The organism is Amycolatopsis sp. SB7-3 (assembly GCF_041021335.1).
GTDB lineage: Bacteria > Actinomycetota > Actinomycetes > Mycobacteriales > Pseudonocardiaceae > Amycolatopsis > Amycolatopsis japonica.
In genome coordinates, this window is sequence record NZ_JBFPJQ010000004.1 from 509802 (window position 1) to 532404 (window position 22603).

General features: G+C 70.5%; 19 protein-coding genes. 8 read left to right on the forward strand and 11 right to left on the reverse strand.

What is annotated here, in order from left to right:
- Positions 1–2: 2 nt before the first annotated feature.
- Positions 3–1601, reverse strand: a complete 1599-nt coding sequence (locus AB8M46_RS29990) for an FAD-binding protein (RefSeq protein ID WP_394362384.1) — start codon at positions 1599–1601, stop codon at positions 3–5.
- 99 nt (positions 1602–1700) lie between these two features.
- Here AB8M46_RS29990 and kstD point away from each other — a divergent pair, with 99 nt between their 5' ends.
- From kstD to AB8M46_RS30025, 7 genes are all read left to right on the forward strand, one after another.
- A complete protein-coding gene (gene kstD / locus AB8M46_RS29995) occupies positions 1701–3371 on the forward strand; it encodes a 3-oxosteroid 1-dehydrogenase (protein ID WP_394362385.1) in 1671 nt (556 codons plus the stop codon).
- Positions 3368–4507, forward strand: a complete 1140-nt coding sequence (locus AB8M46_RS30000; RefSeq protein ID WP_394362386.1) for a Rieske 2Fe-2S domain-containing protein — start codon at positions 3368–3370, stop codon at positions 4505–4507. The genes kstD and AB8M46_RS30000 overlap by 4 nt, the downstream gene beginning before the upstream one ends.
- A complete protein-coding gene (locus AB8M46_RS30005) occupies positions 4504–4764 on the forward strand; it encodes a hypothetical protein (protein ID WP_350594423.1) in 261 nt (86 codons plus the stop codon). The genes AB8M46_RS30000 and AB8M46_RS30005 overlap by 4 nt, the downstream gene beginning before the upstream one ends.
- The gene (locus AB8M46_RS30010; RefSeq protein ID WP_394362387.1) at positions 4761–5786 is read left to right on the forward strand and encodes a 2Fe-2S iron-sulfur cluster-binding protein; all 1026 of its coding nucleotides are present in this window, start codon (positions 4761–4763) and stop codon (positions 5784–5786) included. The genes AB8M46_RS30005 and AB8M46_RS30010 overlap by 4 nt, the downstream gene beginning before the upstream one ends.
- 8 nt (positions 5787–5794) lie before the next feature.
- On the forward strand, positions 5795–6658 hold the full coding sequence (locus AB8M46_RS30015; protein WP_037343561.1) for a MaoC/PaaZ C-terminal domain-containing protein: 864 nt from the start codon (positions 5795–5797) through the stop codon (positions 6656–6658).
- 52 nt (positions 6659–6710) lie between these two features.
- Positions 6711–7460, forward strand: coding sequence for a class I SAM-dependent methyltransferase (locus tag AB8M46_RS30020; RefSeq protein ID WP_037343557.1), 750 nt, complete (start codon positions 6711–6713; stop codon positions 7458–7460).
- 100 nt (positions 7461–7560) lie between these two features.
- Positions 7561–8022, forward strand: a complete 462-nt coding sequence (locus AB8M46_RS30025; protein ID WP_037343555.1) for a riboflavin kinase — start codon at positions 7561–7563, stop codon at positions 8020–8022.
- Here the strand turns inward: AB8M46_RS30025 and AB8M46_RS30030 are convergent.
- The 7 genes from AB8M46_RS30030 to AB8M46_RS30060 form a co-directional block, all read right to left on the reverse strand.
- Entirely contained in the window at positions 8019–8588 is a 570-nt protein-coding gene (locus tag AB8M46_RS30030) for a DUF5134 domain-containing protein (RefSeq protein WP_037343551.1), read from the reverse strand. The two genes, AB8M46_RS30025 and AB8M46_RS30030, sit on opposite strands and share 4 nt — an antisense overlap.
- 167 nt (positions 8589–8755) lie before the next feature.
- The gene (locus AB8M46_RS30035; protein WP_037343549.1) at positions 8756–9925 is read right to left on the reverse strand and encodes a lipid-transfer protein; all 1170 of its coding nucleotides are present in this window, start codon (positions 9923–9925) and stop codon (positions 8756–8758) included.
- Positions 9925–10320, reverse strand: coding sequence for a MaoC family dehydratase (locus AB8M46_RS30040; protein WP_037343547.1), 396 nt, complete (start codon positions 10318–10320; stop codon positions 9925–9927). Before AB8M46_RS30040 ends, AB8M46_RS30035 begins: the two co-directional genes overlap by 1 nt.
- Positions 10317–11231: a bifunctional MaoC family dehydratase N-terminal/OB-fold nucleic acid binding domain-containing protein gene (locus tag AB8M46_RS30045; protein WP_394362388.1), complete on the reverse strand. Its 915-nt coding sequence runs from the start codon at positions 11229–11231 to the stop codon at positions 10317–10319. Before AB8M46_RS30045 ends, AB8M46_RS30040 begins: the two co-directional genes overlap by 4 nt.
- On the reverse strand, positions 11228–12400 hold the full coding sequence (locus AB8M46_RS30050) for an acyl-CoA dehydrogenase family protein (RefSeq protein WP_394362389.1): 1173 nt from the start codon (positions 12398–12400) through the stop codon (positions 11228–11230). Before AB8M46_RS30050 ends, AB8M46_RS30045 begins: the two co-directional genes overlap by 4 nt.
- 4 nt (positions 12401–12404) lie before the next feature.
- On the reverse strand, positions 12405–13469 hold the full coding sequence (locus tag AB8M46_RS30055; protein WP_394362390.1) for an acyl-CoA dehydrogenase family protein: 1065 nt from the start codon (positions 13467–13469) through the stop codon (positions 12405–12407).
- 87 nt (positions 13470–13556) lie between these two features.
- Positions 13557–14948 carry a wax ester/triacylglycerol synthase family O-acyltransferase gene (locus tag AB8M46_RS30060; protein ID WP_125736553.1) on the reverse strand — a complete coding sequence of 464 codons (1392 nt, stop codon included), beginning with the start codon at positions 14946–14948 and terminating at the stop codon, positions 13557–13559.
- Between the two features lie 66 nt (positions 14949–15014).
- Here AB8M46_RS30060 and AB8M46_RS30065 point away from each other — a divergent pair, with 66 nt between their 5' ends.
- Positions 15015–16262 (forward strand): alpha/beta hydrolase fold domain-containing protein, encoded by a 1248-nt coding sequence (locus AB8M46_RS30065; protein ID WP_394362391.1) that lies wholly within the window; start codon positions 15015–15017, stop codon positions 16260–16262.
- A gap of 119 nt (positions 16263–16381) precedes the next feature.
- Here the strand turns inward: AB8M46_RS30065 and AB8M46_RS30070 are convergent, their stop codons facing one another.
- The 3 genes from AB8M46_RS30070 to AB8M46_RS30080 all read right to left on the reverse strand — a co-directional run bounded on the left by AB8M46_RS30070 (position 16382) and on the right by AB8M46_RS30080 (position 22528).
- Positions 16382–17572, reverse strand: a complete 1191-nt coding sequence (locus AB8M46_RS30070) for an SWIM zinc finger family protein (protein ID WP_394362392.1) — start codon at positions 17570–17572, stop codon at positions 16382–16384.
- On the reverse strand, positions 17572–20358 hold the full coding sequence (locus AB8M46_RS30075) for a DEAD/DEAH box helicase (protein ID WP_394362393.1): 2787 nt from the start codon (positions 20356–20358) through the stop codon (positions 17572–17574). Before AB8M46_RS30075 ends, AB8M46_RS30070 begins: the two co-directional genes overlap by 1 nt.
- Before the next feature lie 94 nt (positions 20359–20452).
- Positions 20453–22528, reverse strand: coding sequence for an acyl-CoA dehydrogenase family protein (locus AB8M46_RS30080; RefSeq protein WP_394362394.1), 2076 nt, complete (start codon positions 22526–22528; stop codon positions 20453–20455).
- Between the last annotated feature and the right edge of the window lie 75 nt (positions 22529–22603).

The following is a 22603-nucleotide window of genomic DNA, read 5'->3' on the forward strand; positions in this document are numbered from 1 at the left end:
GACTAGAACACGTTCTCGTTTTTGTCGACCGATCCCCGGTCGAGCGCACTGTGCAGTCCGGCACGCCGACCGGAAAACACGCAGTCGGCCAGCGACAGACCGCTCACATAGGACCTAGAACAGATTCCCACCGCGGTCCGGCCCGCCGCGTACAGACCGCGGATGGGGACACCGGCCCCGGAACGCACGGCACCGGTCTCCTCGTCGACCACGAGGCCGCCCAGGGTCAGCATCGGGCACGGATAGCCGAGGTTCGGCTTGATCGAGACGTCGATCAGCGAATACGGCGCCCGATCCAGCGGCCGCGCGAATTCCGCCGGCTTGCCCGTCGGATCCGCGCCGGAACGCGCGGCCTCGACCGTGGCGGCCAGCCCGCCCGGGTCGACGCCCGCCTTGCGCGCGACCTCGTCCAGCGACCCGGCGACGACCCGCTGCCGCAGCAGATACCGCACCTGAAGCCCTTGGAACCATTGGCTTTGCCCGCGCGCGTCCCGTTTGACCTCCCCGACGATGGCATCGTCGACCAGCAGCCAGCCGCGTCCGCCGTGCCCGGTGATCATGCGTTCGCCGACGGCGGCGCCGTAGCGGGATTCGTCGATGATCCGGCCGCCCGTCTCGTCCACGAGCAGGCCGCCGAGGAACGCCGACGGCGGGGTGATGAACCGCCAGGCGGAGATCCGCCCGAGTTCGGCGGTGGCCCCGCCCGCCTCGACACCCATCCGGATACCGGATCCGTCGTCGGCCGAGGTCCCGAGCGCCAGCCCGCCCCGGTACGCGGGCGCGTGCTCGCGCACCATCTCACGGTTCGCGATGAACCCTCCGGCCGCGAGAACGACCCCGCGCGTGGCGGAAATCCGCAGCTCACGGCCGTATCGGCGTTCGATCCGCTCCGCCCGCCGGTGCAACGACTTCCGCAGCGAGGGCACGTAGATCCCGGGTTTCGCGGCATACGCGGACAGCTTCCGATGCGCGGCCCGCACGCGAGCGGGAGCGTTCCGCAGGGTGGACACCACTACGCCGGTGACGGTGCCGTCGTCGTCCACGATCAGGTTCCGCGCCGCCGTCTGCGGCAGCACCTGGATCCCGCGGCTCCGGACCGCCTCGGCCAGGCGTTTCATCAGCAGTTTCCCGGAAGTGCCGGGACCCTTGACGCGATGTCCGCGTGGCGCGGGCTTGGCCGCCTCGCGGAAACCGCCTGCCGCCTCGCTGCCCGAGTAGTACAGATAGTGCTTGTCGCTCGGATAAGACGTCTTGTACGGGCACAGACTGCCCTCGAAGGGGACGCCGTTGCCTTCCAGCCACGAGATCATCTCCGTACTACCCGCGCAGAACCGCCGCAGGGTCTCTTCCGAGACGACGTCGCCGACCTCGAGCCGCAGGTAGTCGTACATCGCGTCGACACTGTCGTCGACGCCCGCGTCCCGCTGCTGCGCCGTCCCGCCACCGGCGTAGACGACACCGCCGCTGACCGCGCTCGCGCCACCACCGGAGAACCGGTCCAGTACGAGCACCCGGGCACCGGCGTCGGCCGCTTCGATCGCCGCGCAGGCGCCCGCCGCACCGAAACCCACGATCACCACATCCGCGACGAGGGAGTCCATGGCCCCACCCTAGAACTAGAACACGTTCTCGTCTATGGTGACTGGAGCAGCGCGAATGCTGCTCGTTGCTTCCTACAACGTGTTTCAGGTGAGGGGCGTATGGAGTTCGACGTGATCGTGGCGGGCACCGGTGCCGCCGGGATGACCGCCGCACTGTCCGCAGCCCACCGGGGACTCGAGGTCCTGGTCGTGGAGAAGGCCGCCCACTTCGGCGGCTCCACCGCGCGCTCCGGCGGCGGCGTCTGGATCCCCGGCAACCACGCGCTGCGGGCGGCCGGGATCTCCGAACCCCCGGAGCGGGCGCGCGAATACCTCGAAGCGATCGTCGGAGACGTGGTCCCCGCCGAACTCCGGTCGGCCTTCCTCGACCGCGGCCCCGAGGTGCTGTCCTTCGTCTGCGACCACACGCCGTTGCGCTTCCGCTGGGTCCGCGGTTACTCGGACTACCACCCGGAGGCTCCCGGTGGGCGCGCCGGCGGACGCTCGGTCGAACCGGTCGCGCTCGACGGCAACCTGCTCGGCCCGGAACTGGCGAATCTGGAGCCGCCGTACAGCGCTCCCCCGCTGGGCGCGCCGATCACCCAGGCGGACTACCGGTGGCTGAGCCTGCTCGCCCGGCACCCGCGCGGCGTCCTCCGCGTGCTGAGCCTCGGCGGACGCTGGCTCGCGGGCCGGATCCGCCGTCAGCGGCTGCTGTCCATGGGGCAAGCGCTTGCGGCCGGGCTGCGTGAAGGGCTCCGGCGGGCGGAGGTTCCCGTCTGGCTGAACACTCCGCTGGTGGATCTGGAGATCGAAGGCGACCGGGTGACCGGCGTCGTCGTCCGCCACGAGGGTGAGGACAAGACGATCCGCGCGCGGCTCGGTGTCGTCCTCGGCGCGGGCGGGTTCGAGCGCAACGAGGAGATGCGGGGCAAGTACCAGCGGGCGCCCATCGGTACGGAGTGGACCGTCGGCGCCGAAGCCAACACCGGCGACGCCATCGACGCCGGACTCAAACTCGGCGCGGCCGTCGACCTGATGGACGACGCCTGGTGGGGTCCGTCCATCCCGCTCACCGGCGGCCCGTGGTTCGCGCTCGCCGAACGGTCGCGGCCGGGCTGCCTGATGGTCAACGGGCGGGGCGAGCGTTTCGTCAACGAGTCGGCGCCCTACGTCGAGGCCGTGCACGCGATGTACGGCGACGGGGACGGCCCCGGCGAGAACTTCCCGACCTGGCTGGTGTTCGACCAGCGCAACCGCAACCGGTACATGTTCACCGGCCTCGGGCCCCGCCAGCCGCTGCCCGGCCGCTGGTTCAAAGCGGGCATCGCGGTCAAAGCGAGCACCATCGCGAAACTCGCCGAGCGGATCGAGGTCCCGGCCGACGCGCTGGAGAACACCGTGCGCCGGTTCAACGGTTTCGCGAAAAGCGGCGTGGACGAGGACTTCCACCGCGGGCGCAGCGCGTACGACCACTACTACGGCGACCCGCGGAACAAACCCAACCCGAGCCTGGGCCCGCTGGACGTCGCGCCGTACTACGCGGTGAAGATCGTGCCCGGCGACCTGGGCACCAAGGGCGGATTGAGGATCGACCCGCACGCGCGCGTCCTGCGCGAGGACGGGTCGGTCATCGAAGGGCTTTACGCGGCGGGCAACACGAGCGCGGCGGTGATGGGCCGCACCTACGCCGGCCCCGGCGCGACGATCGGCCCGGCGATGGTGTTCGGCTACCTTGCGGCCGAGCACCTCGCGCAGCAAGATCACGGTCAACCGGGAGGCAGCCGATGACGACGGAATCCGTACGACAGATCGACGCGGGCGCACCCCCCGCACGGTTCGCGCGCGGGTGGCACTGCCTCGGCCTCGCCGAGACGTTCCGCGACGGGAAACCGCACGCCATCACCGCGTTCGGGACGAAACTGGTGGTCTTCGCCGATTCGTCCGGCAAGCTGAACGTGCTCGACGGGTACTGCCGCCACATGGGCGGCGACCTCACCCAGGGCGAGGTCAAGGGCGACGAGATCGCCTGCCCGTTCCACGACTGGCGCTGGAACGGCAACGGTAAATGCGTGTCGATCCCCTACGCCAAACGGGTTCCGTTGCGGGCGCGCACGAAGTCGTGGCAGGTGCTGGAGGAGAACAAGCAGCTGTTCGTCTGGCACGACCCGGAGGGGAACCCGCCGCCGGACGACGTCGTCATCCCGCGCATCGAGGGCATCTTCAGCGGCGAGTGGAGCAACTGGACCTGGGACTCGGTGCTCATCGAGGGCTCCAACTGCCGCGAGATCATCGACAACATGGTCGACATGGCGCATTTCTTCTACATCCACTACGCCTTCCCGACCTACTTCAAGAACGTGTTCGAGGGCCATATCGCCACGCAGTACCTGAACACGAAGGGCCGCCCGGACAAGGGCATGGCGTCGAACTACGGCGGCGAGGAGAACCTGCTGCGGTCGGAGGCGTCGTACTTCGGCCCGTCGTACATGATCAACAAGTTGCTCAACACGTACCAGGGTTTCGAGATCGAGAACGTGCTGATCAACTGCCACTACCCGGTCACCGAGAACTCGTTCGTCCTGCAGTGGGGCGTGAGCGTGAAGAAGTTCGAGGGTGTCTCGGACGAGCACGCGGACAAGATCGCCGGGAAGTTCGCCAAGGGGATCGGCGTCGGCTTCCTGCAGGACGTCGAGATCTGGCGCAACAAGACCCGTATCGACAATCCGTTGCTGTGCGAGGAAGACGGGCCGGTGTATCAGCTGCGCCGCTGGTACGACCAGTTCTATGTGGACGCGGCCGACGTCACCGAGGACATGACACAGCGATTCGAGTTCGAAGTGGACACCAGCCGCGCCAACGAGGTCTGGGCGGCGGAGGTGGCCGAGAACCTGGCACGGCAGCAGGCGGAAGAGGCCGGGGTGTGAAGCCCGAGACCGTCGAATTCCTCACCGCCGGGCTGCGGCCGCTGACCTGCCGCTCGTGCGGGACGTGCGTGCTGGTCAAGAAGAACAGCATGCAGCACACCAGCATCCAGTGGACGAGTGACGCGTCCCGGAGCTGCCCGGTGTTCGCCGAGCAGAAGGCTTCCGGCGCGCAGACCGCGTTGCTCGACACCTGCGGCAATCTCAGCGAGAGCATCGAGATCGCCTTGAAAGACGGCCTGCTGGAGGTGCCCGAATGAGCGGTCCCGTCACCGTGACCGTGGCCGAGGTGATCACCGAGACGGCCGACGCGCGGTCGATCGTGTTCGACATCCCGGCCGAGCACGTCTCCTCTTTCGCTTACGCCCCAGGACAGTTCCTCACGTTGCGCGTGCCGAGCGACCGGACCGGTTCGGTGGCCCGCTGTTACTCGCTCTCCAGCGCGCCGCACGAGGGCCGGGTGCAGGTCACCGTCAAACGCACCGCCGACGGCTACGGGTCCAACTGGCTGTGCGACAACCTCCAAGCAGGGCAAGAGGTCCAGGTGCTCCCGCCGGCCGGGGTGTTCAGCCCCGCGTCGCTCGACGAGGACTTCCTGCTGCTCGCGGGCGGCAGCGGCATCACGCCGGTGATGTCGATCCTCAAATCCGCGCTGGAACACGGCACCGGCAAGGTGGTGCTCCTGTACGCGAACCGCGACGAGAGCTCGGTGATCTTCGCGCGGGAGCTGGCGGACCTCGCCGCCCGGTACCCGGACCGGCTGGCCGTCGTGCACTGGCTGGAGAGCCTGCAGGGGCTGCCGACGGAAGCGCACCTGCGCGCGCTGGTGGCGCCGTACACCGCGCACGAGGCGTTCATCTGCGGGCCCGGGCCGTTCATGGACGCGGCGCGCACGGTGCTCAAGGACCTCGGGCTGCCACGCAAGCGGATCCACCTGGAGCGGTTCCTGTCGCTGGGCGGGAACCCGTTCGAAGTGGCCGAGCCCGTCTCCGCCGAAGAGGCCGAGACCCCGGCGTCGGTCGAGGTCACCCTCGACGGCGAGACCAGGAACCTCGCCTGGCCGCGCCGGACGAAACTGCTGGACCTGTTGCTGGAAAAGGGTTTCGACGCGCCGTACTCGTGCCGCGAGGGGCAGTGCAGCGCGTGCGCCTGCCGGATCGTCTCCGGCGAGGTGAAGATGCTGAACAACGAGGTCCTCGACGGCGACGACATCGCCGAAGGCATCGTGCTGGCGTGCCAGTCCCTGCCGCTGACCGACGAGGTCACCGTCACCTACGAGTAGGAGTCCCCGTGCCCATCGATCCTTCGGTCGCGATCGGCGCCGACCTCGGCGAGGTGAGTTTCGCCTGGACCGCCTCCGACGTGCAGCTCTACCACCTGGCGCTGGGCGCCGGCGCGGACCCGATGAGCCCGCGCGAACTGCGCTACACCTACGAAGACGGCCTCCAGGTGCTGCCGACGTTCGCCACCGTGGCGGCGAACCTGCGCGTGTTCGAGCCGCCCGCGGTCTCGTTCCCCGGCGTCGAGGTCGACCTCGGGAAAGTGCTGCACGGCAAGCAGGAGGTGATCGCGCACCGGCCCATCCCGGTCTCGGGGAAGGCCGTGGCGCGGACGCGGATCGTCGACGTCTTCGACAAGGGCAAGGCGGCCGTGATCGTGAACGAGACGATCGCCACCGACTCGGACGGCGCTCCACTGTGGACACTGCGGTCGAGTATCTTCGCCCGTGGTGAAGGAGGTTTCGGCGGCGAACGCGGCCCGTCCGACCGGGCCGAACCCCCGTCGCGGGAGCCGGACGCCGTCATCGACACCCCGACGCTGCCGCAACAGGCGCTGCTCTACCGGCTCTGCGGGGACCGCAACCCCCTGCACGCCGACCCCGCGTTCGCCGCGGCGGCCGGGTTCGACAGGCCGATCCTGCACGGCCTGTGCACCTACGGCGTCGTCGCGAAGGCGGTCACCGACGCCTTCCTCGACGGCGACACCGCCCGCGTCGCGTCGTTCTCGGCCAAGTTCGCCGGCGTCGTCTTCCCCGGCGAGCCGCTACGGACCCGGGTCTGGCGCGAGCCCGCCGGGCTGCTGATCGCGACCACGGCACCGGACCGGGACGACGCGCCCGTCCTTTCCGACACTTTCTTGACCACGACAGACTGAATCATCGTTCCCGCAGGTAGCGCACCTGGCTAGACTCGGCCGGGTGCGCCCCTTGATCTCGGACCCGTATGCCGAACTCGGCCGGGACTACGCGCGATCGAGACGGCCGGATCCCCGCGTCGCCGCCGCCATCACCGCGGCCCTCGGCGACGCGCGCTCGGTGGTCAACGTCGGGGCCGGAGCCGGTTCCTACGAGCCGGAAGACCGCGACGTGGTGGCCGTCGAGCCGTCACGGCGGATGATCGCGCAGCGTCCCGCCACGGCGGCGCCCGCCGTCCAGGCGTGCGCGGAAGGCCTGCCCTTCGCCGACGGCGCCTTCGACGTCGCCCTGGCCGTCCTCACCGTGCACCACTGGACGGACGTGACCGCCGGGCTGGCCGAGTTGCGGCGCGTCTCCCGCCGCCAGGTGATCGTGACCTGGGACCAAGCTGTGTTCGCGCGGTTCTGGCTGGTGCGGGACTACCTGCCGGAGATCGCCGAACACGAGAGCAGGCTGGCCTGTCTCGACCGGATCGTCGCAGAACTGACCGAGGCGGGCCAGGCACCCGCGGTGGCTCCGCTGCCCGTGCCGTCGGACTGCGTCGACGGGTTCCTCGGCGCGTATTGGCGCAGGCCGGAGGCGTACCTGTCCGAGCGCGTGCGCGCGGGCATGTCCGGGGTGGCCCTGCTGGACCAGAACGTCGTCGCGACGGCCGTCGAGCGGCTGCGCGCCGATCTCGCGGACGGGCACTGGCACCGGCACCACGTCGGGCTGCTCGGCCGGACGGAACTCGACCTCGGGTATCGCGTCGTCACGACGTGACCGAGTACACAGTGGACACTTCTCGCGGCGTGAACGGCGGTCGACCCCGGCCGCGAGGCATGGTATTCATGGCTCTCGTGACGGCAGGGACGGGAGCGGCATGACGACGGAGTACTTCGTGGTCCGTGGCCAGGTGGAGAAGGGCGATCAGCGGGGCAGGGAACTGGGTTTCCCGACCGCCAACATCGCGCTGCGCGACCAGGACGGCCAGGTCGGCGACGGAGTGTGGGCGGGCTGGGCCGAACGCGCCGACGGCACCCGGATCGCGGCCGCGGTCTCGGTCGGCAGGCGGCCGACCTACTACGGCGCGGACGGTTACCGGCTCGTCGAGGCGCATCTGCTGGACTTCAGCGGCGACCTCTACGGCGAGGTGCTGACCGTATGGCTGGGCCACCACCTGCGCGAGCAGGAGGCGTACCCGTCGTCGGAGGCGCTGATCGTCGCGCTCAACAAGGACATCGCGGACGCCCGCAAATGGGCCGCGGAGAACCCGGCCGGCGGTTTGCCGGACGCGGGTGCCGCGGAGGCCGGTGTCGTGCGGCGCGTGCCGCTCGGTTCCTAGACCGCCGCACCCAGCAGCATGTAGCCCATGCCGAGCCCCATGATCACCCGGCACACCCGCCGCGACGTCTGACCGGAGGCCGTGGCGCCCCGCGACGCCAGCACCCCGGCGCGCACGGCGTCCGCCGCGAAATACGCGGCCACGGCGCCGAACAGCAGCGAAAGCCACAGCGCGGAAGTGCCGCCGGGGCCGGACATCACCAGCCACGGCCCGTGGGACACCTCGCTGTGCGGCATGAACGTCACCATGAACAGCATCGCGACGGCGGACACGGCGTGATGCCCGCACGACGTGTGCCCGGAGCGGCGGCCCTTCCACCACGAGACCGCGAACCATCCCGCGGTCAGCGCCAGCACCGCCTGCCAGCCCGCCGCCGGGATCGGGCCGCCCACCGGCGACAGCATCGCGACCATGGCGACGACGAGCAGCAGTTCGGCCAGGTCGCCGTTGCGGACCGCCGCGCCCTGCCTGCCGTAGTCCAGCCGGACGAGTCTCAGCACGCAGGGAAGGACGAGCGCCGCGAACACCGCGGTCAGGGTCCACGCGACGACGATTGGTCCAGACATGGCACCTCCCGGCCGGTAACCCCTTCACCGTGACAGGTGGCGCTCTAGTACACCATCGGGCATTGAGGTGATCTCAGAGCCTGTTGGCGGAGCTGAGACTTGATCCGGAAGGCGACCGCACGCGTGAACCCGCTGTGCCGAATCACTGGCGGGTCACCAACAGGCACTCAGCCCGCGGTCAGGACCAGTCCGCTCGTGGGCACGCCGGTGCCGGCGGTCACCAACACCCGCGCGGCCCCGTCGACCTGGTTCACGGCGTCGCCCCGGAGCTGCCGGACCCCTTCGGCGATCCCGTTCATCCCGTGGATGTAGGCCTCCCCCAGCTGCCCGCCGTGCGGGTTGAGCGGGAGCTTCCCGTCGAGTTCCAGGGTGCCGCCGCCGATGAAGTCCTTGGCCTCGCCCTTCCCGCAGAAGCCGAGTTCTTCCAGCTGCATCAGGACATAAGGGGTGAAGTGGTCGTACAGCACGGCGAGGTCCATGTCGCCGGGGCCCAGCCCGGACTGCTCCCACAACTGCCGCCCCACGACCCCCATCTCGGGCAGCGCCGGGAGATCGTCGCGGTAGTAGCTGGTCATCACGTACTGGTCCGGCCCGCTCCCCTGCGCCGCCGCCGCGATCACGGCGGGCCGGTGCGGCAGGTCGCGCGCCCGCTCGGCGCTGACGATCACCAGGGCGACCCCGCCGTCGCTCTCCTGGCAGCAGTCCAGCAGATGCAACGGTTCGGCGACCCAGCGGGAGGCCTGATGCTCTTCGAGCGTGATCGGCTTGCCGTAGAACCACGCCCGGGGGTTGGTCGCCGCGCGGGCGCGGTCGACGACGGCCACCCGGCCGAAATCCTCGCTGGTCGCGCCGTACTCGTGCATGTAGCGCCGGGCGAGCATGGCGACGGTCGCGGCCGGTGTCGCGATACCCATCGGGTAGTGGAACGCGTTGTCGACGCCGGACGAGTTCACCTGCCCCGCCGCGGCCGAGGACACCTGCCCGAACCGCATCCCGGACCGTTCGTTGAACGCCCGGTACGCGACGACGACGTCCGCGACCCCGGTCGCGACGGCCATCGCGGCCTGCTGCACCGTCGCGGCCGCGGCCCCGCCGCCGTAATGGATCCGGCTGAAGAACTTGAGCTCCGGGATGCCGAGTTCCCGCGCGACGGCGATCTCGCTGTTGCCGTCCATGGTGAACGACACCAGTCCGTCCACATCGGACGGAGTGAGCCCGGCGTCCTTCAGCGCGCTCGAAACCGCTTCCGCCGCCAGCCGCAGCTCACTGCGCCCGGAATCCTTCGAGAACTCCGTCGCGCCGATCCCGGCGATGGCCGCCCGTCCGGAGAGGGTCATCACTCGCCTCCCAACGTGATCGCCACGGTGCCCACCACATGTTCGCCGAGACTGTCCACACCGGACACCGCGATCACGACGTCGTCGCCGTCCCGTTCCGTGACCCGGCCGGTGAAGGTCAGCGTGTCGTAGGCGTAGCAAGGTACGCCGAGCCGGATCTTGATCGACCGCACGAACGCCTCAGGGCCCGCCCAGTCGGTCACGAACCGTTGCACGAGGCCGGTGTCGGTGAGGATGTTGAGGAAGATGTCCTTCGAGCCGCGCTGGACGGCGGCGTCGCGATCGTGGTGGACGTCCTGGAAGTCCCGCGTCGCCAGCGCGGTGCTCACCACGAAGGTCGGGGTGGCCTCGATCGTCAGCGGCGGCAGCTCGGTGCCGACCGAACAGTCCTTCATCGCGCGACCCTCCAAGCGGGCAACGTCAGTTCCTCGTCGATCTTCACGAAGGCCGCTTCCATCGGGAGTCCGATGTGGACGGTTTCGGGGTCGGCGTCGAGCAGCTCGCCCATCACCCGGACGCCCTCCTCCAGTTCGACGAGCGCGACCACGAAGGGCAGCTCCTTGCCGGGGACCTTCGGATGGTGGTGCACCACGTAGCTGTAGACCGTTCCGCGTCCGCACGCGACGACGTAGTCCGGCTTGGCGTCGAAGTCCCCGTCCGGCGGCATGGGTCCGGGCGGATGCCGCAAGGTCTCGCCCCAGCGCTGGATCCGCAGCTCCCCTTCCCGCAGACCGGCCCAGAAGAACTCGGTGTCCTTGCTGATCACCGGCCGCAGCACGGGCGCGGCGGTCTTGGCGGGCTCGGCGCCCGGCGGACGGAACTTCAGCACCCGGAACACCATGTCCGCGACGGCCTCGTCGCCGACATACCAGGTGGTCTTCGTCGTCACGAACCAGCCTTCGCCCAGCGCGGTGCGTTTGGGCCCGACGACGCTTTCGAGTTTCGCGGTCGCGGCGACCCGTTCGCCGTGCCGCAGATACCGGAAGTAGTTCTGCTCGGAGTTCGTCGCGACGACCGAGGTGAACCCGGCCTCGTCGAGCACCTCCATCATCGCGCCGAGCGGATCGTCCGACGCCCTGGTCCAGTGCAGCCCGCCCATCGTCCACACCTGCGCCATCGCGGGCGGCGCGACGAGTCCCTTGTGGACACTCGCGGCGGCGAACTCCTCGTCGACGTACACCGGATTGCGGTCGCCGATGGCTTCGACCCAGTTGTTCACCATCGCCTGGTTGACCGCGTCGCGCGCGGCCCTCGGCGCGGATTCCCCGCGCGCGGCGATGCGTTCGGCCGCTTCCTGGATGCTCATCGCGGCACCCTCGGCAGGCCGAGCCCGGCGGTGGCGATCAGCTCGCGCTGGATCTCGCTGACGCCACCGCCGAAGGTCAGCACCAGATTGCGTTTGGCCACCACGTCCAGCCACTGCGCCAGGTCCGCGGTTTCGGTGTCGGCCTGATCGCCGTGTCGCGCCACGATCTCCTCCAGTTTCCTGGCCAGCCCCTGGATGCGCTCGGAGCCGACGATCTTCGTGGCCGACGCGTCGGCCACCGCCACGGGCCCGGTCGCGGACGACGCGGCGACCTGCCAGTTCAGCAGTTCGTTGATCCGGGCGGTCGCCAGGGTTTCCGCGAGGACGGCCCGGACGTCGGGCAGCTGGAGCAGCGGCGTCCCGTCCGGGGTCTTCCTCGACGCCGCCCACTCGCGGACCCGGTCGTGGAGACCGCCGATCCGCCCGGCGGGGCCGAGCATGACGCGTTCGTGGTTCAGCTGCGTGGTGATCAGCCGCCAGCCCTCGTTCTCCTTGCCCACCAGCATGTTCGCGGGCACCCGGACGTCCGAGTAGTAGGTGGCGTTCACGTGGTGGGCGCCGTCGCAGGTGATGATCGGCGTCCACGAATAGCCAGGATCGCGGGTGTCCATGATGAGGATCGAGATCCCCTTGTGCCTGGGCGCTTCGGGATCGGTCCGCACAGCCAGCCAGATGTAGTCGGCGTCGTGCCCGCCGGTGGTGAAGATCTTCTGGCCGTTGACGACGTACTCGTCCCCTTCGCGCACCGCTGTCGTGCGCAATGCCGCCAGGTCCGTTCCCGCCTCGGGTTCGGTGTACCCGATGGCGAAATGCACCTCGCCCGCGAGGATCTTGGGCAGGAACAGGGATTTCTGCTCCTCGGTGCCGAACGCCTGCAACGTGGGGCCGACGGTCTGCAGGGTCACCGACGGCAGCTGGACGTCGGCACGGGCGGCCTCGTCGACGAAGATGTGCTGCTCGATCTCGCCGAAACCCCGGCCGCCGTACTGTTCCGGCCAGCCGACGCCGAGCCAACCGTCGCGGCCCATCCGGCGCACGATCTCCCGGTACACCGGCCCGTGCCGCTCCCGCAGCATCGCGCGCCGCTCGTCCGGGCTCACCAGCCCGGCGAAGTACTTTCGCAGTTCGGAGCGCAACTCGTGTTGCGCCGCGGTCAGTTCGATCAGCATCGGTTCACCCCGCCACCAGTTCGCCCAGACCGGCCAGCCGATGCGAGGCGCCGCCGAGCGTTCGTCCCAGATCCTTGACCGCCGACGAGAACCGGTGCAGCGGATACGTTTCGTCCACGCCGATCCCGCCGTGCAGGTGATGGCAGACGGCCAGCGCCGCGGGCGCCTCCTCCGCCAGCCAATAGGCCGCGATGTCGAGTTCCGTGTCGGCGTCGAGCCCCGCCGCGAGCCGCCAGACCGCCGACCGCGCGGCCAGCTGGACCGTCCTCGAAGCGACGTAGACGTCCGCGATCTGTTGCGCCACCGCCTGGAACGCCGCCAGCGGGCGCCCGAACTGCTCCCGTTCGCCGACATGTTTCGTGGTCAGCGCGAGCGCGCCGGCGAGGAGTCCGTCGCCGAACGCCACCGCACCCGCGAGCGCGAACCGGTGCAGTGTCGCGATCGACTCGCCGGGGCCGTGCCCGTTGAGGAGATCGGCGTCGGTGACGGTCACCGAATCCAGCGTCATCGTGTAGTCCGGTGTGCCGGAAGAGGTTCTCGTCGGCGTCAGGGTCACGCCGTCCGCGCGCGGATCGACGAGGAAGACGCCGGTGCCGCCGGGCAGCGAGGCGGGCGTCAGGATCCGGGTCGCCTCCGCCGCGAACGGCACGCCGACCTTGACCCCGCTCAGCCGCCAGTCCCCCGCCGATTCCGCGACGGTCGCGGGCCGGGTGGTGAACGGCGCGGAAGGTTCGTTCAGCGCGGCGGTGAGCAGGGAGTCGCCCGCGGCGACCGGCGGGAGCAGCGCCGAGCGCTGATCCGGTCCGCCGAGCGCGGTGACCGGCAGGACACCGAAGGCCAGCGACGCCAGCGCGGGCGACGGCGAGGCGACCCGGCCGAGTTCGGTCAGCACCAAGGCGACTTCGGCGACACCGAGGCCGTCGCCGCCGAGTTCGGCGGGCAGCGCCAGGGCGAGCAAACCGGCGTCGGCCAGCGCGCGCCACGTGTCCGCGGGCTCACGCTCCTTGCCGAGCACACGCGCGGCCAGCGCGGTGACCTCGGTCTGCGTCTCGTCGAACTGGAAGTCCACACTGGCTCCTCACCGGGGCGAACGGGCACAATATTGAAACCTGTTCTAGTCTTATCCGGAAGGAGCCGCGACGGCAAGGGGGAGGATCTAGGAGGTGGCCTCGATCAGTTCCGCGAGCGCGTCGGCGAAATGGTCGGCGAGCGGCCACAGGTCACCGGTGAGTTCACGGGCGCCGAGCAGACCGACGTCGACCCTGCCCGCGTTGGACAGCACGGTGATGTTGAGCCCGGCGCCGTGGAACACCGGGCCGAGCGGGTGGAGCCCGGTGATCCGGCAGCCCAGCAGGTACAGCGGCATCGGCGGACCGGGCACGTTGGAGACCACCAGGTTGTGCACCACCGGATGCCGTTCGGCCAGGCGCAGCGCGGAATACGCGCGGACCGCGAGCCCGAACATGGTCGCCGCCGAGAACTGCGCCCAGTCCTGGAGCATGTCCGCGTCGATGTCGTGGTGATGGTCCTTGGACAGCCGGTTCGACTCCGCCAGCATGAACACGCGCGCGGCGGGATCCTCCAGATGGGTGGGCAGCGACGCGAAGAACGCCGAGACCTTGTTGATCCCGTGCTCGCGCTCGGTGCGTCCGTGCACCGAGACCGGAACGGTCGCCACCAGCGGATCCTCCGGCAGTTCGCCCCGATCCCGCAGGAACTGCCGCAGGGCACCGGCGACCACGGCGAGGACGACGTCGTTGACGGTCACCCCGAAGGCGTTCTTGACCCGTTTGACGTCGTCGAGGTCGAGAGAGGCGTAGGCGACGCTGCGGTGCGCGGTGATCGTCCCGTTGAACGACGTCCGCGGCGCTGTGAACGGGACCGGCATTCCCTTGCCCTGCAACGCTTTGCCCAGCCATCTCGGCACGAGTTCGAGCAGGCCGGGCAGCAGTTTCGCCACCTCGACCGGACGTTTCGCGAACGACGTCAGCCCCGCGCCGAACAGTGCTCGCCTGCCGGGAACGCCCGCGTTGCGGCGTTCGTCCTGGGTGGTCTCCGGCGGCGGAGCGTCCGGTTCGAGCCCGGCGAGGGAGGCGATCAAGCTGGCGCCGCCGACCCCGTCGACGCTGGCGTGGTGCATCTTCAGCAGGACCGCGATCCCGCCGTCGGCCAGGCCTTCGATGACGTACAGCTGCCACAGCGGCTGCGCGCGGTCCAGGCGTTGTCCCGCGATGTGGGCGCAGAGTCCGGCCAGTTCCCGCCGGTCGCCGGGCGCCGGTACGCCGATGCGGTGAACGTGGGCTTCGAGATCGAAGTCCTCGTCCTCCACCCAGACCGGATGGGCCAGATTCCAGAGTGGATTGTGCAGCTTGCGCCGGAACGCCGGGATCAGCTCGACCCGTTCGGCCAGTTTCTCCTTGAAGCGCTCGAAATCGTAGCCGCCGGGCATGGTCGAACCGTCCAAGGTGAGCAGCCCGCACACGTGCAGTACCTGGGCAGGCGTCTCCAGGTACAGAAAACTCGCGTCCAGACCACTCAATCTCTGCATGAGAATCACCTTAAGTGAACTTTGCAACCCGTTCTAGGCGGTCACCCGGCGGTAGGATCGGTGGCCATGCAGCCGAGTTTCGTCGTCCGCCAGGCACTCCAGCTCGCGCTCACCGCGAACGCGCTGAAGCCGCCGAGAGGCGCGCGGACGGCGGTTCCGGCGTTCTTCGCGGGCTGGCTCACCGGGGAGCTCGCCCCGCATCTGCTCGCGCTCACCGCGGCCGACGCGGCGGCGCACGTCGCCCGGCACCGCGGCGCGTCGAGCAAAACGGGGCTCGCCCTCGCGGCGGCGTCGGCGGCCGGGCTCGGCACGCTGATCGCGCAGTCCCAGCGGGCGCGCGACGAGATCGAGACCGCGCTGACCGAAGGCATCGGCGAGGCGTACGCCGACGAACTCGAACACCCGCCGAGCCCGACCGACCTCGCGACGCCGTGGGGCCAGCTGGCCATGCCGTTCCGCATGCGCGACCCCGAGGTCCGGCGGATACGCAACGTCGCCTACGCGCCCGGCGGGAAACGGTTCCTGCTCGACATCTACGCCCCGCGCCGCCCGGTCACCGGCGCGCCGATCCTGCTGCAGGTGCACGGCGGTGCCTGGGTGATCGGGAACAAGGACCAGCAGGGCCTGCCGCTGATGCTGCACATGGCCAAACGCGGCTGGATCTGCGTCGCGATCAACTACCCGCTCTCCCCCGCCGCCCGCTGGCCCGCGCATATCGTCGCCGCGAAACGCGCGCTGGCCTGGATCCGGGACAACGCGGAGACCTACGGCGGCGACCCGTCCTTCGTCGCCGTCACCGGCGGATCCGCGGGCGGGCATCTCGCCGCGCTGCTGGCGCTGACCGCCAACGACCCCGCGCTGCAGCCCGGCTTCACCGAAGCCGACACGAGCATCCAGGCGTGCGCCCCGCACTACGGCGTGTACGACTTCGCCGCGACCAGCGGACGGCGCTCCAGCCAGACCCGGCTGAAGACGCTCATCGCCCGGCACGTCTTCGAGGCGGACCGGGATCCGGTGAACTTCCTCGACGACTACATCGCGGCGTCCCCGCTCGATCGCATCACCGAGGACGCGCCGCCGTTCTTCGTCATCCACGGCGTCCACGACTCGCTGGTGCCGGTGGGCGAGGCGCGCGAATTCGTTCGGCGTCTGCGGGACAAGTCCCAGCGTGAGGTCGCGTACGCGGAGATCTCCGGCGCGCAGCACGCCTTCGACGTCTTCCCCTCGATCCGCAGCGCCCATGTGGTGCGCGGGGTGGAACGGTTCCTTGAGTGGAGCTACCGCACCTGGCGGCGCCGCTCCGGCGGGGCGTGAGTAAAGGCGTGACTCGCGTGATCAGGGACGTAACTCGCGTGACTGGAGGCCGCACTCGCGTGTTCCGCCGCTGATCACGCGAGTTACGGCTTCGATCACGCGAGTGCGGTCTCCGTTGGCTATTCGCTGGGCGGGTAGATCACATCGGTCGGCCGGGCGGCGGACGGGCCGTCGACCCGCCAGCCCTCGCCGTCGCGCACGAAGCGGTACCACCGTTCGTCGCGGCCGTAGCGCAGTTGCAGGTCGCCCTGGGTGATCCGGTTCCGCCAGATCTTGGGCTCTCCCGGCAATCCCGACTCGGCGAGGTCCGCCTTGGCCTGGGCGAGCGGCGCCTGCCCTGGCGGCCACGTCTCCCGGACCACCGCCATCCCGCCCCGGCCCGCCTCACGCCAGGCTTGCGCCCACAGGGCCAGATCCCGCGCCGCCACCCCGGCCGTTTCGGCGAGTTCGGCGATCAGGTGCGGCTCGCTCGCCGCCGCGCGGCGCGCGAGGTCTTCCTCGAACGACAGCTCCGCTTCACGCCCGGGCCCCATGACCAGCAGCTCCCAGGCCCTCGCGGCGGCATCGGCGGCCAGTTCGACGAACATCTCCCCGCTCCAGCCCGTCCGGTGTGGCGGGTCGACGTCGAGGACCGCGGGCGGGCCGACCGTGCCCGGGACGGCCTGTCGCGGCGGCAGCGCGGCGATCCGCCGGGTGTAGGCCCGCTTCGGATCCACCCCGGGCGCGGTCCCGCCGCGCACCCGCTTGCCCGGCGCGCCCGCGGGCGCGCGGCGGGACCGCAGTTCCGCGAGCACCGCCTCCCTCGGCCTGCCGCGCAACAGGAACAGCACGAACGGATCGGCGTCGACCTCGTCCGCGACCAGGTAGTACACCGCGGCCACGTGTTTGCACGGGTTCGCGCTGTCCGGGCAGGAGCACTTCGGCCGCAGATCGCCGGGGCCGGGCAGCAGATCCGCGCCGGCGGTCCGCGCGTCCTCGGCCAGCTCGGCGGGCAGTTCGCCGTCGAGGAGGGCGGCGACGTGCCCGAGCCGCGAGCCGACCATGCCGAGCAGGCTCTCCCACTGCGGCTCGGTGAACGCCCGCATGTGGATGGTCACCCGGTACGGCACCGCCCGGCTGCCCTGCACCCAGGCCGTCACCTCCCCCGCGCCGACCGCGAGCTTGCTGACGGTGCCTTTGCGCGCGTATGTCCGGCCTCGCGGCAGGCGGTTCGGGTCGAGTTTGGCGCGTTCCTCCAGCGCCTCGACCCACGCCTTGCCCCACCACGTGTTGCCGAAGGTGCGCCGTTTCCGCCCTGTCGCGCCGGGCATCACGGCTCCCCGAGCCGGACCAGATCGGCCAGTTCGTCGTCGGACAGCTCGGTGATCCAGTCCTCGCCGGCGCCGATGACCGCGTCGGCCAGCCCGCGTTTGGTCTCCAGGACCTTGGCGATGCGCTCCTCGAGCGTGCCTTCGGCGATCAGCCGGTGCACCTGGACCGGCCGGTCCTGCCCGATCCGGTACGCGCGGTCGGTGGCCTGGTCCTCGACGGCCGGGTTCCACCAGCGGTCGTAGTGGATCACGTGGGTGGCCTTGGTCAGGTTGAGCCCGACCCCGCCCGCCTTGAGCGAGAGCAGGAACACCGGGACCTCCCCCGCCTGGAACCGGGCGACCATGTCTTCCCGGACCTTGGGCGTGCTCGATCCGGACAGCAGCATCGTCGGCAGACCGCGTTCGGCCAGGCGTTTCTCCAGCAGACGGCACAGCTGGACGTACTGGCTGAACACGAGCACGCTGTCGCCCTCGTCGAGGATGACATCGAGCAGCTCTTCGAACGCGGCGAGCTTGCCGGACCGGCCGTGCAGCACGCCGGGTTCCTTGAGGTACTGCGCCGGGTGGTTGCAGATCTGTTTGAGCTCGGTGAGCAGTTTGAGCACCTGCCCACGCCGGGCCACCCCGTCCAGCTCGCGGATCATCGCGAGATTCTCCCGGACCACGGCCTCGTACAGCGTCGTCTGCTCGGCGGTGAGCGGGACGAACCGGTCGGTCTCGGTCTTGCGCGGGAGCTCGGGCGCGATGTCCGGGTCGGTCTTCTTGCGGCGCAAGAGGAAAGGCCGGACGGTCGCGGCGAGCCGTTCGGTCGCCGCGGTATCCCGGTCCCGCTCGATCGGGCGGGCGACCTTGCGGCGGAACCCGTCGAGCGAACCGAGCAGCCCCGGCGTCGTCCAGTCGATGATGGACCACAATTCGGTGAGCCGGTTCTCCATCGGCGTCCCGGTCAGCGCGACCTTCGCGGCGGCCGGGATCTTCCGCAATTCCTTGGCGGTGACCGAAAGCGGGTTCTTCACGTGCTGCGCCTCGTCGGCGGCGATCATCCCCCAGTCCACTTCGGACAGTGCTTCGCGATCGCGGCGGAGCACACCGTACGTGGCGAGCACGACCTCGTCCGGTGCGACCTCGTCGAGATGCCGCCCGCCACCGTGGAACCGGCGCACCGGGATGTCCGGCGCGAACCGGGCGAATTCGCGTTCCCAGTTGCCCAGCAACGACGTCGGGCACAGGACGAGCGTCGGCCCCTCGCCGCGCGGGCGGCGGTGCAGGTGCAGGGAGATGAGCTGGATCGTCTTGCCGAGCCCCATGTCGTCGGCGAGGCAGGCGCCGAGACCGAGCCCGGTCATCGTCGCCAGCCAGGCGAGCCCGGCCTTCTGGTACGGCCGCAGGGTGGCCTTCAGTTCGGCGGGCTGCTCGATCGGTTCCGCCGCGCTGTCGCGGATCCGCTGGAGTAGCCCCGTCAACGCCGACGGGGCGGTGAACTCGACCTTTTCGCCGTCCAGCTCCAGTTCGCCGGTGAGCGCCGCGGCCAGCGCCTCGGCCCCGGACAGCTTCTTCGCCCGGTGGGCGCGCACCTTGGCGATCAGACGCGCGTCGACCTTGACCCATTTGCCCCGCAGCCGCACCAGCGGCCGCTTCGCCTCCGCGAGCGCGGTGACCTCGGCGTCGGTGAGGTCTTCGTCGCCGAGGCTCATCCGCCAGCGGAACCGCAGCAGGCTCTTGAGCGTGAACTCGGGCCCGGTGACGCTGCCCGGGGCCTGCGTCGCGCTCGCCTTCGCCTTGAGCTCGCCCGCGAAGAGGTCTTTCGGCCACTGCACCTCGATGCCGGCACCGCCCAGCGCCGCGTCGCCGTGGGTCAGCAGGTCGACGACCTCGTCGTAGTCCAGCGCCAGCCCGGTCGGCGCGGCGGACTGGAGCATGCGGCCGAGCGGCGCCCACGCCCTGGCACCCCGGCGCAGACCGAGCAGCAGCTGCGTCTCGACCTGCTCGCCCATGCGTTCCAGCACCGCCTCCGGCGCGTCCCACAGTGTCGCCGCCTCGACGATCAGGCTCGGGTCGGCGGCGCTCCGCACGGCGAGGACGGCCTCGAACGTGGGCTCGTCTTCGGGGTTTTCGGGTTCGTGCACCTCCATGCGCAGGACGAGATGCGCGCCCTGGGCCTGCCGGGCGCTCAGTTCCGCCAACCACGCGGCGCCGTCCGGCCCGACCAATGTCGGCTCCGCGGCCGCGAACGCCGGACCGCCCGCCGCCACGCTCGCGGCGGGCGTGCGGACCAGCACGTCCGCCGTCGCGTCCCAGAGCGCGCGGATCAACGACTCCGGCGAATGCAGCCGGATTCGTTTCAGCCCGGACAACGGCAACGCGTGCGCCTCGGGAGGCAACGCGGCGGCGAGCCCGCGCAGCATCTCCTCGTCGGCGACGTCGAGCGGGCCGACCCGCCACGAATCCACCCCGCCGGGTGAGGCCGCGGGCAGCAACCTGCCGCGGGCGATCAGGTTCACCCCGGCCTCGGCGACGGCCGACCACGCGGCGATGGCCGGGCTCAGCTCACCCTCCGCGGTGAGCAGCCGCGGAATCGCGCGTGACAACGGGACGAGTGCCGCGTCGACCTTCGTGCGCCGGAAGACCTTCCCCACCGGCAGCACGAGTTCGATCGCGGTGTCACCCGCTACGCCGTCTCCCCAGAGCGCCAGCACTCCGTCCCGCGGGGGATCCGAGGGGACGAAGGTGGCCTGGGTTCCTGTGCCGAACTCCACGCCCCGCACGCTAGAGCACCGGACCGACATCCCTCGGGCGGCGGTGTCATGAAAGGGCCGTTCAAGACATAAAACGTCCTGAACGGCCCTTTCATGACACTCGGCACCGGCGTGACAGGGACTTTCAGGACCGCGGCAGCCCCAGCAACCGCTCCGCCGTCAGCGACAGCAGCACCTGGGTCGTCCCGCCCGCGATGCTGAGGCACCGGGTCAGCAGGAACTCGTGCTGCGCAGGGTCGCCGTCCACGAGGGCGCGCTCACCGAGCGACTCCAGCGCGAACTCCGCCACCGCCTGCCGATGCCGTACGCCCAGCAGTTTGCGCACACTCGATTCGGCGCCCGGGTCTTGCCCGTCGAGCCGCCGCAACGTCGCCCGCAGGTCCAGCACCGAACACGCGCTCCCGTCGGCGATCAGCGCGCCGAGTTCCTCCAGGTCGGCGCCGTCGCCCAGGGTGGCGAGCAGGTTTTCGACGCCCTCCCCCACCGCCGAACCGCTCCCGAGGGCGACCCGTTCGTTCGCCAGCGTCGTCCGCGCGAGCCGCCAGCCGCCGTCGATCTCGCCGACCACCATCTCGTCGGGGACGAACACGTCGTCGAGGAACACCTCGTTGAAGACGGCGTCGCCGGTGATCTCGCGCAGCGGCCGCGTGCTGATCCCGTCGGCGGTCATGTCGACCAGGAAGTAGGTGATCCCCTGGTGTTTCGGCGCGTCCGGGTCGGTGCGCGCGAGACAGATCGCCCAGTCGGCTTCACGCGCGAGCGAAGTCCACACCTTCTGGCCGTTGAGCAGCCATCCCCCGTCGGCACGGCGGGCCGTCGTGCGCAGCGACGCGAGATCCGAACCCGCCCCCGGCTCGCTGAACAGCTGGCACCAGGTGATCTCGCCGCGCAAAGTCGGTGCGGCGAACCGTTCGCGCTGCGCCGGGGAGCCGTGTTCCAGCAACGTCGGCACGGCCCAGCCACCGATGACCAGATCCGGACGGCGGACCCCCGCGTCGTCGAGCGCGGCGTCGATCCGCAGTTGCTCGGCGGCCGTGGCGCCCCTGCCGTACGGCGCGGGCCAATGCGGGGCCAGCAGTCCCGAATCGGCCAGCGCGACCCGCCGTTCCGGCTCGGGAAGGGCGGCGATTTCGCTTACCACGTCACGGAGTTCGGCGTCCTCGCCGACGTCGACGCTCAAGGTCCGGCGGTCACCGCGCAGCGCGAGTTCGGCCGCGCGACGGCGCCAGCGGGCGGAACCGCCGAGCCATTGCCGCAGGGCGACGGCGCGGCGCAGGTAAAAGTGCGCGTCATGCTCCCAGGTGAATCCGATGCCGCCGAGGACCTGGATGCAGTCCTTCGCGTTGGCCACGGCCGCGTCGAGCGCGTAGGCCGCAGCTGTCGCGGCCGCGACGGAGTGCTGCGCGGGATCTTCGGCCGCCCTCGCCGCGTCCCACGCGAGCGCGTCGGTGGCTTCGGCCCGGCACAGCATTTCCGCGCACAGATGTTTGATCGCCTGGAACGACCCGATGGGACGGCCGAACTGCTCCCGCACCTTCGCGTACTCGACGGCCGTCCGGAGACACCATCGGGCGATTCCCGCGGCTTCGGCGGCACCGAGCGTGGCGGCGTAGGTATCCACCGGCAGTGCCTCGAAAACCGCTTCGGGCCGCACCTTTTCGCATCGGACGCGGCCGACCGGCCGCGAGAGGTCGAACGGCTCGCCCTGCCGGGTGTCCATTCCGGACGCTCCGGGCGGGATGAGCGCGGACACCGTGCCGTCGGAGACCAGCGTCCACGCCGACGGGTGAACATCGAGAGCCGGTCCCGATTCGCCGTCGACCACCTCGTCCGCGACACGGAAACCGCCGCCCAGCACCACCGCCAGCCGTTCGGTCCCGTCGGCGAGACCGGGCAGGATCTCCTTGGCGGTCTGGGGAACCGTCGCGAGCAATGCCCCACCCAACGCCGTCCCGAGGACAGGGCCGGGTACGAGTGCTTCGGCTGCTTCGGCGAGCCCGGCGGCCAGATCGGCGAGCGTGCCGCCGGCGCCGCCGACGTCTTCGGGAATCGCCACGCCGAACAGCCCGAGCTCCGCCAGCCCTGGCGGTGGCTCGGCGATCCGGCCACTTCGGACGGCGTCGACGGGACGAGCGGACGTCGCCCAGGCGCGGATCGACGCGGCCAGGGCCGCCTGTTCTTCGGTGAGCGCGATCGACACGGGTGAGACCTCCTCGCCGGACCTACCCGCGAGTGTAGAACGTGTTACAGTTTCTTGCCCAGTGGGTCACGTCTT

Bases quoted from the DNA above. Each gene is read 5' to 3' on its own strand.
- AB8M46_RS30040 (WP_037343547.1), bottom strand. From the start codon at position 10,320: ATGAAGGACTGTTCGGTCGGCACCGAGCTGCCGCCGCTGACGATCGAG.
- AB8M46_RS30000 (WP_394362386.1), top strand. From the start codon at position 3,368: ATGACGACGGAATCCGTACGACAGATCGACGCGGGCGCACCCCCCGCA.
- kstD (WP_394362385.1), top strand. From the start codon at position 1,701: ATGGAGTTCGACGTGATCGTGGCGGGCACCGGTGCCGCCGGGATGACC.
- AB8M46_RS30025 (WP_037343555.1), top strand. From the start codon at position 7,561: ATGACGACGGAGTACTTCGTGGTCCGTGGCCAGGTGGAGAAGGGCGAT.
- AB8M46_RS30010 (WP_394362387.1), top strand. From the start codon at position 4,761: ATGAGCGGTCCCGTCACCGTGACCGTGGCCGAGGTGATCACCGAGACG.
- AB8M46_RS30050 (WP_394362389.1), bottom strand. From the start codon at position 12,400: ATGCTGATCGAACTGACCGCGGCGCAACACGAGTTGCGCTCCGAACTG.
- AB8M46_RS30035 (WP_037343549.1), bottom strand. From the start codon at position 9,925: ATGACCCTCTCCGGACGGGCGGCCATCGCCGGGATCGGCGCGACGGAG.
- AB8M46_RS29990 (WP_394362384.1), bottom strand. From the start codon at position 1,601: ATGGACTCCCTCGTCGCGGATGTGGTGATCGTGGGTTTCGGTGCGGCG.
- AB8M46_RS30075 (WP_394362393.1), bottom strand. From the start codon at position 20,358: ATGTCGGTCCGGTGCTCTAGCGTGCGGGGCGTGGAGTTCGGCACAGGA.
- AB8M46_RS30030 (WP_037343551.1), bottom strand. From the start codon at position 8,588: ATGTCTGGACCAATCGTCGTCGCGTGGACCCTGACCGCGGTGTTCGCG.
- AB8M46_RS30045 (WP_394362388.1), bottom strand. From the start codon at position 11,231: ATGAGCATCCAGGAAGCGGCCGAACGCATCGCCGCGCGCGGGGAATCC.
- AB8M46_RS30060 (WP_125736553.1), bottom strand. From the start codon at position 14,948: ATGCAGAGATTGAGTGGTCTGGACGCGAGTTTTCTGTACCTGGAGACG.
- AB8M46_RS30065 (WP_394362391.1), top strand. From the start codon at position 15,015: ATGCAGCCGAGTTTCGTCGTCCGCCAGGCACTCCAGCTCGCGCTCACC.
- AB8M46_RS30070 (WP_394362392.1), bottom strand. From the start codon at position 17,572: ATGCCCGGCGCGACAGGGCGGAAACGGCGCACCTTCGGCAACACGTGG.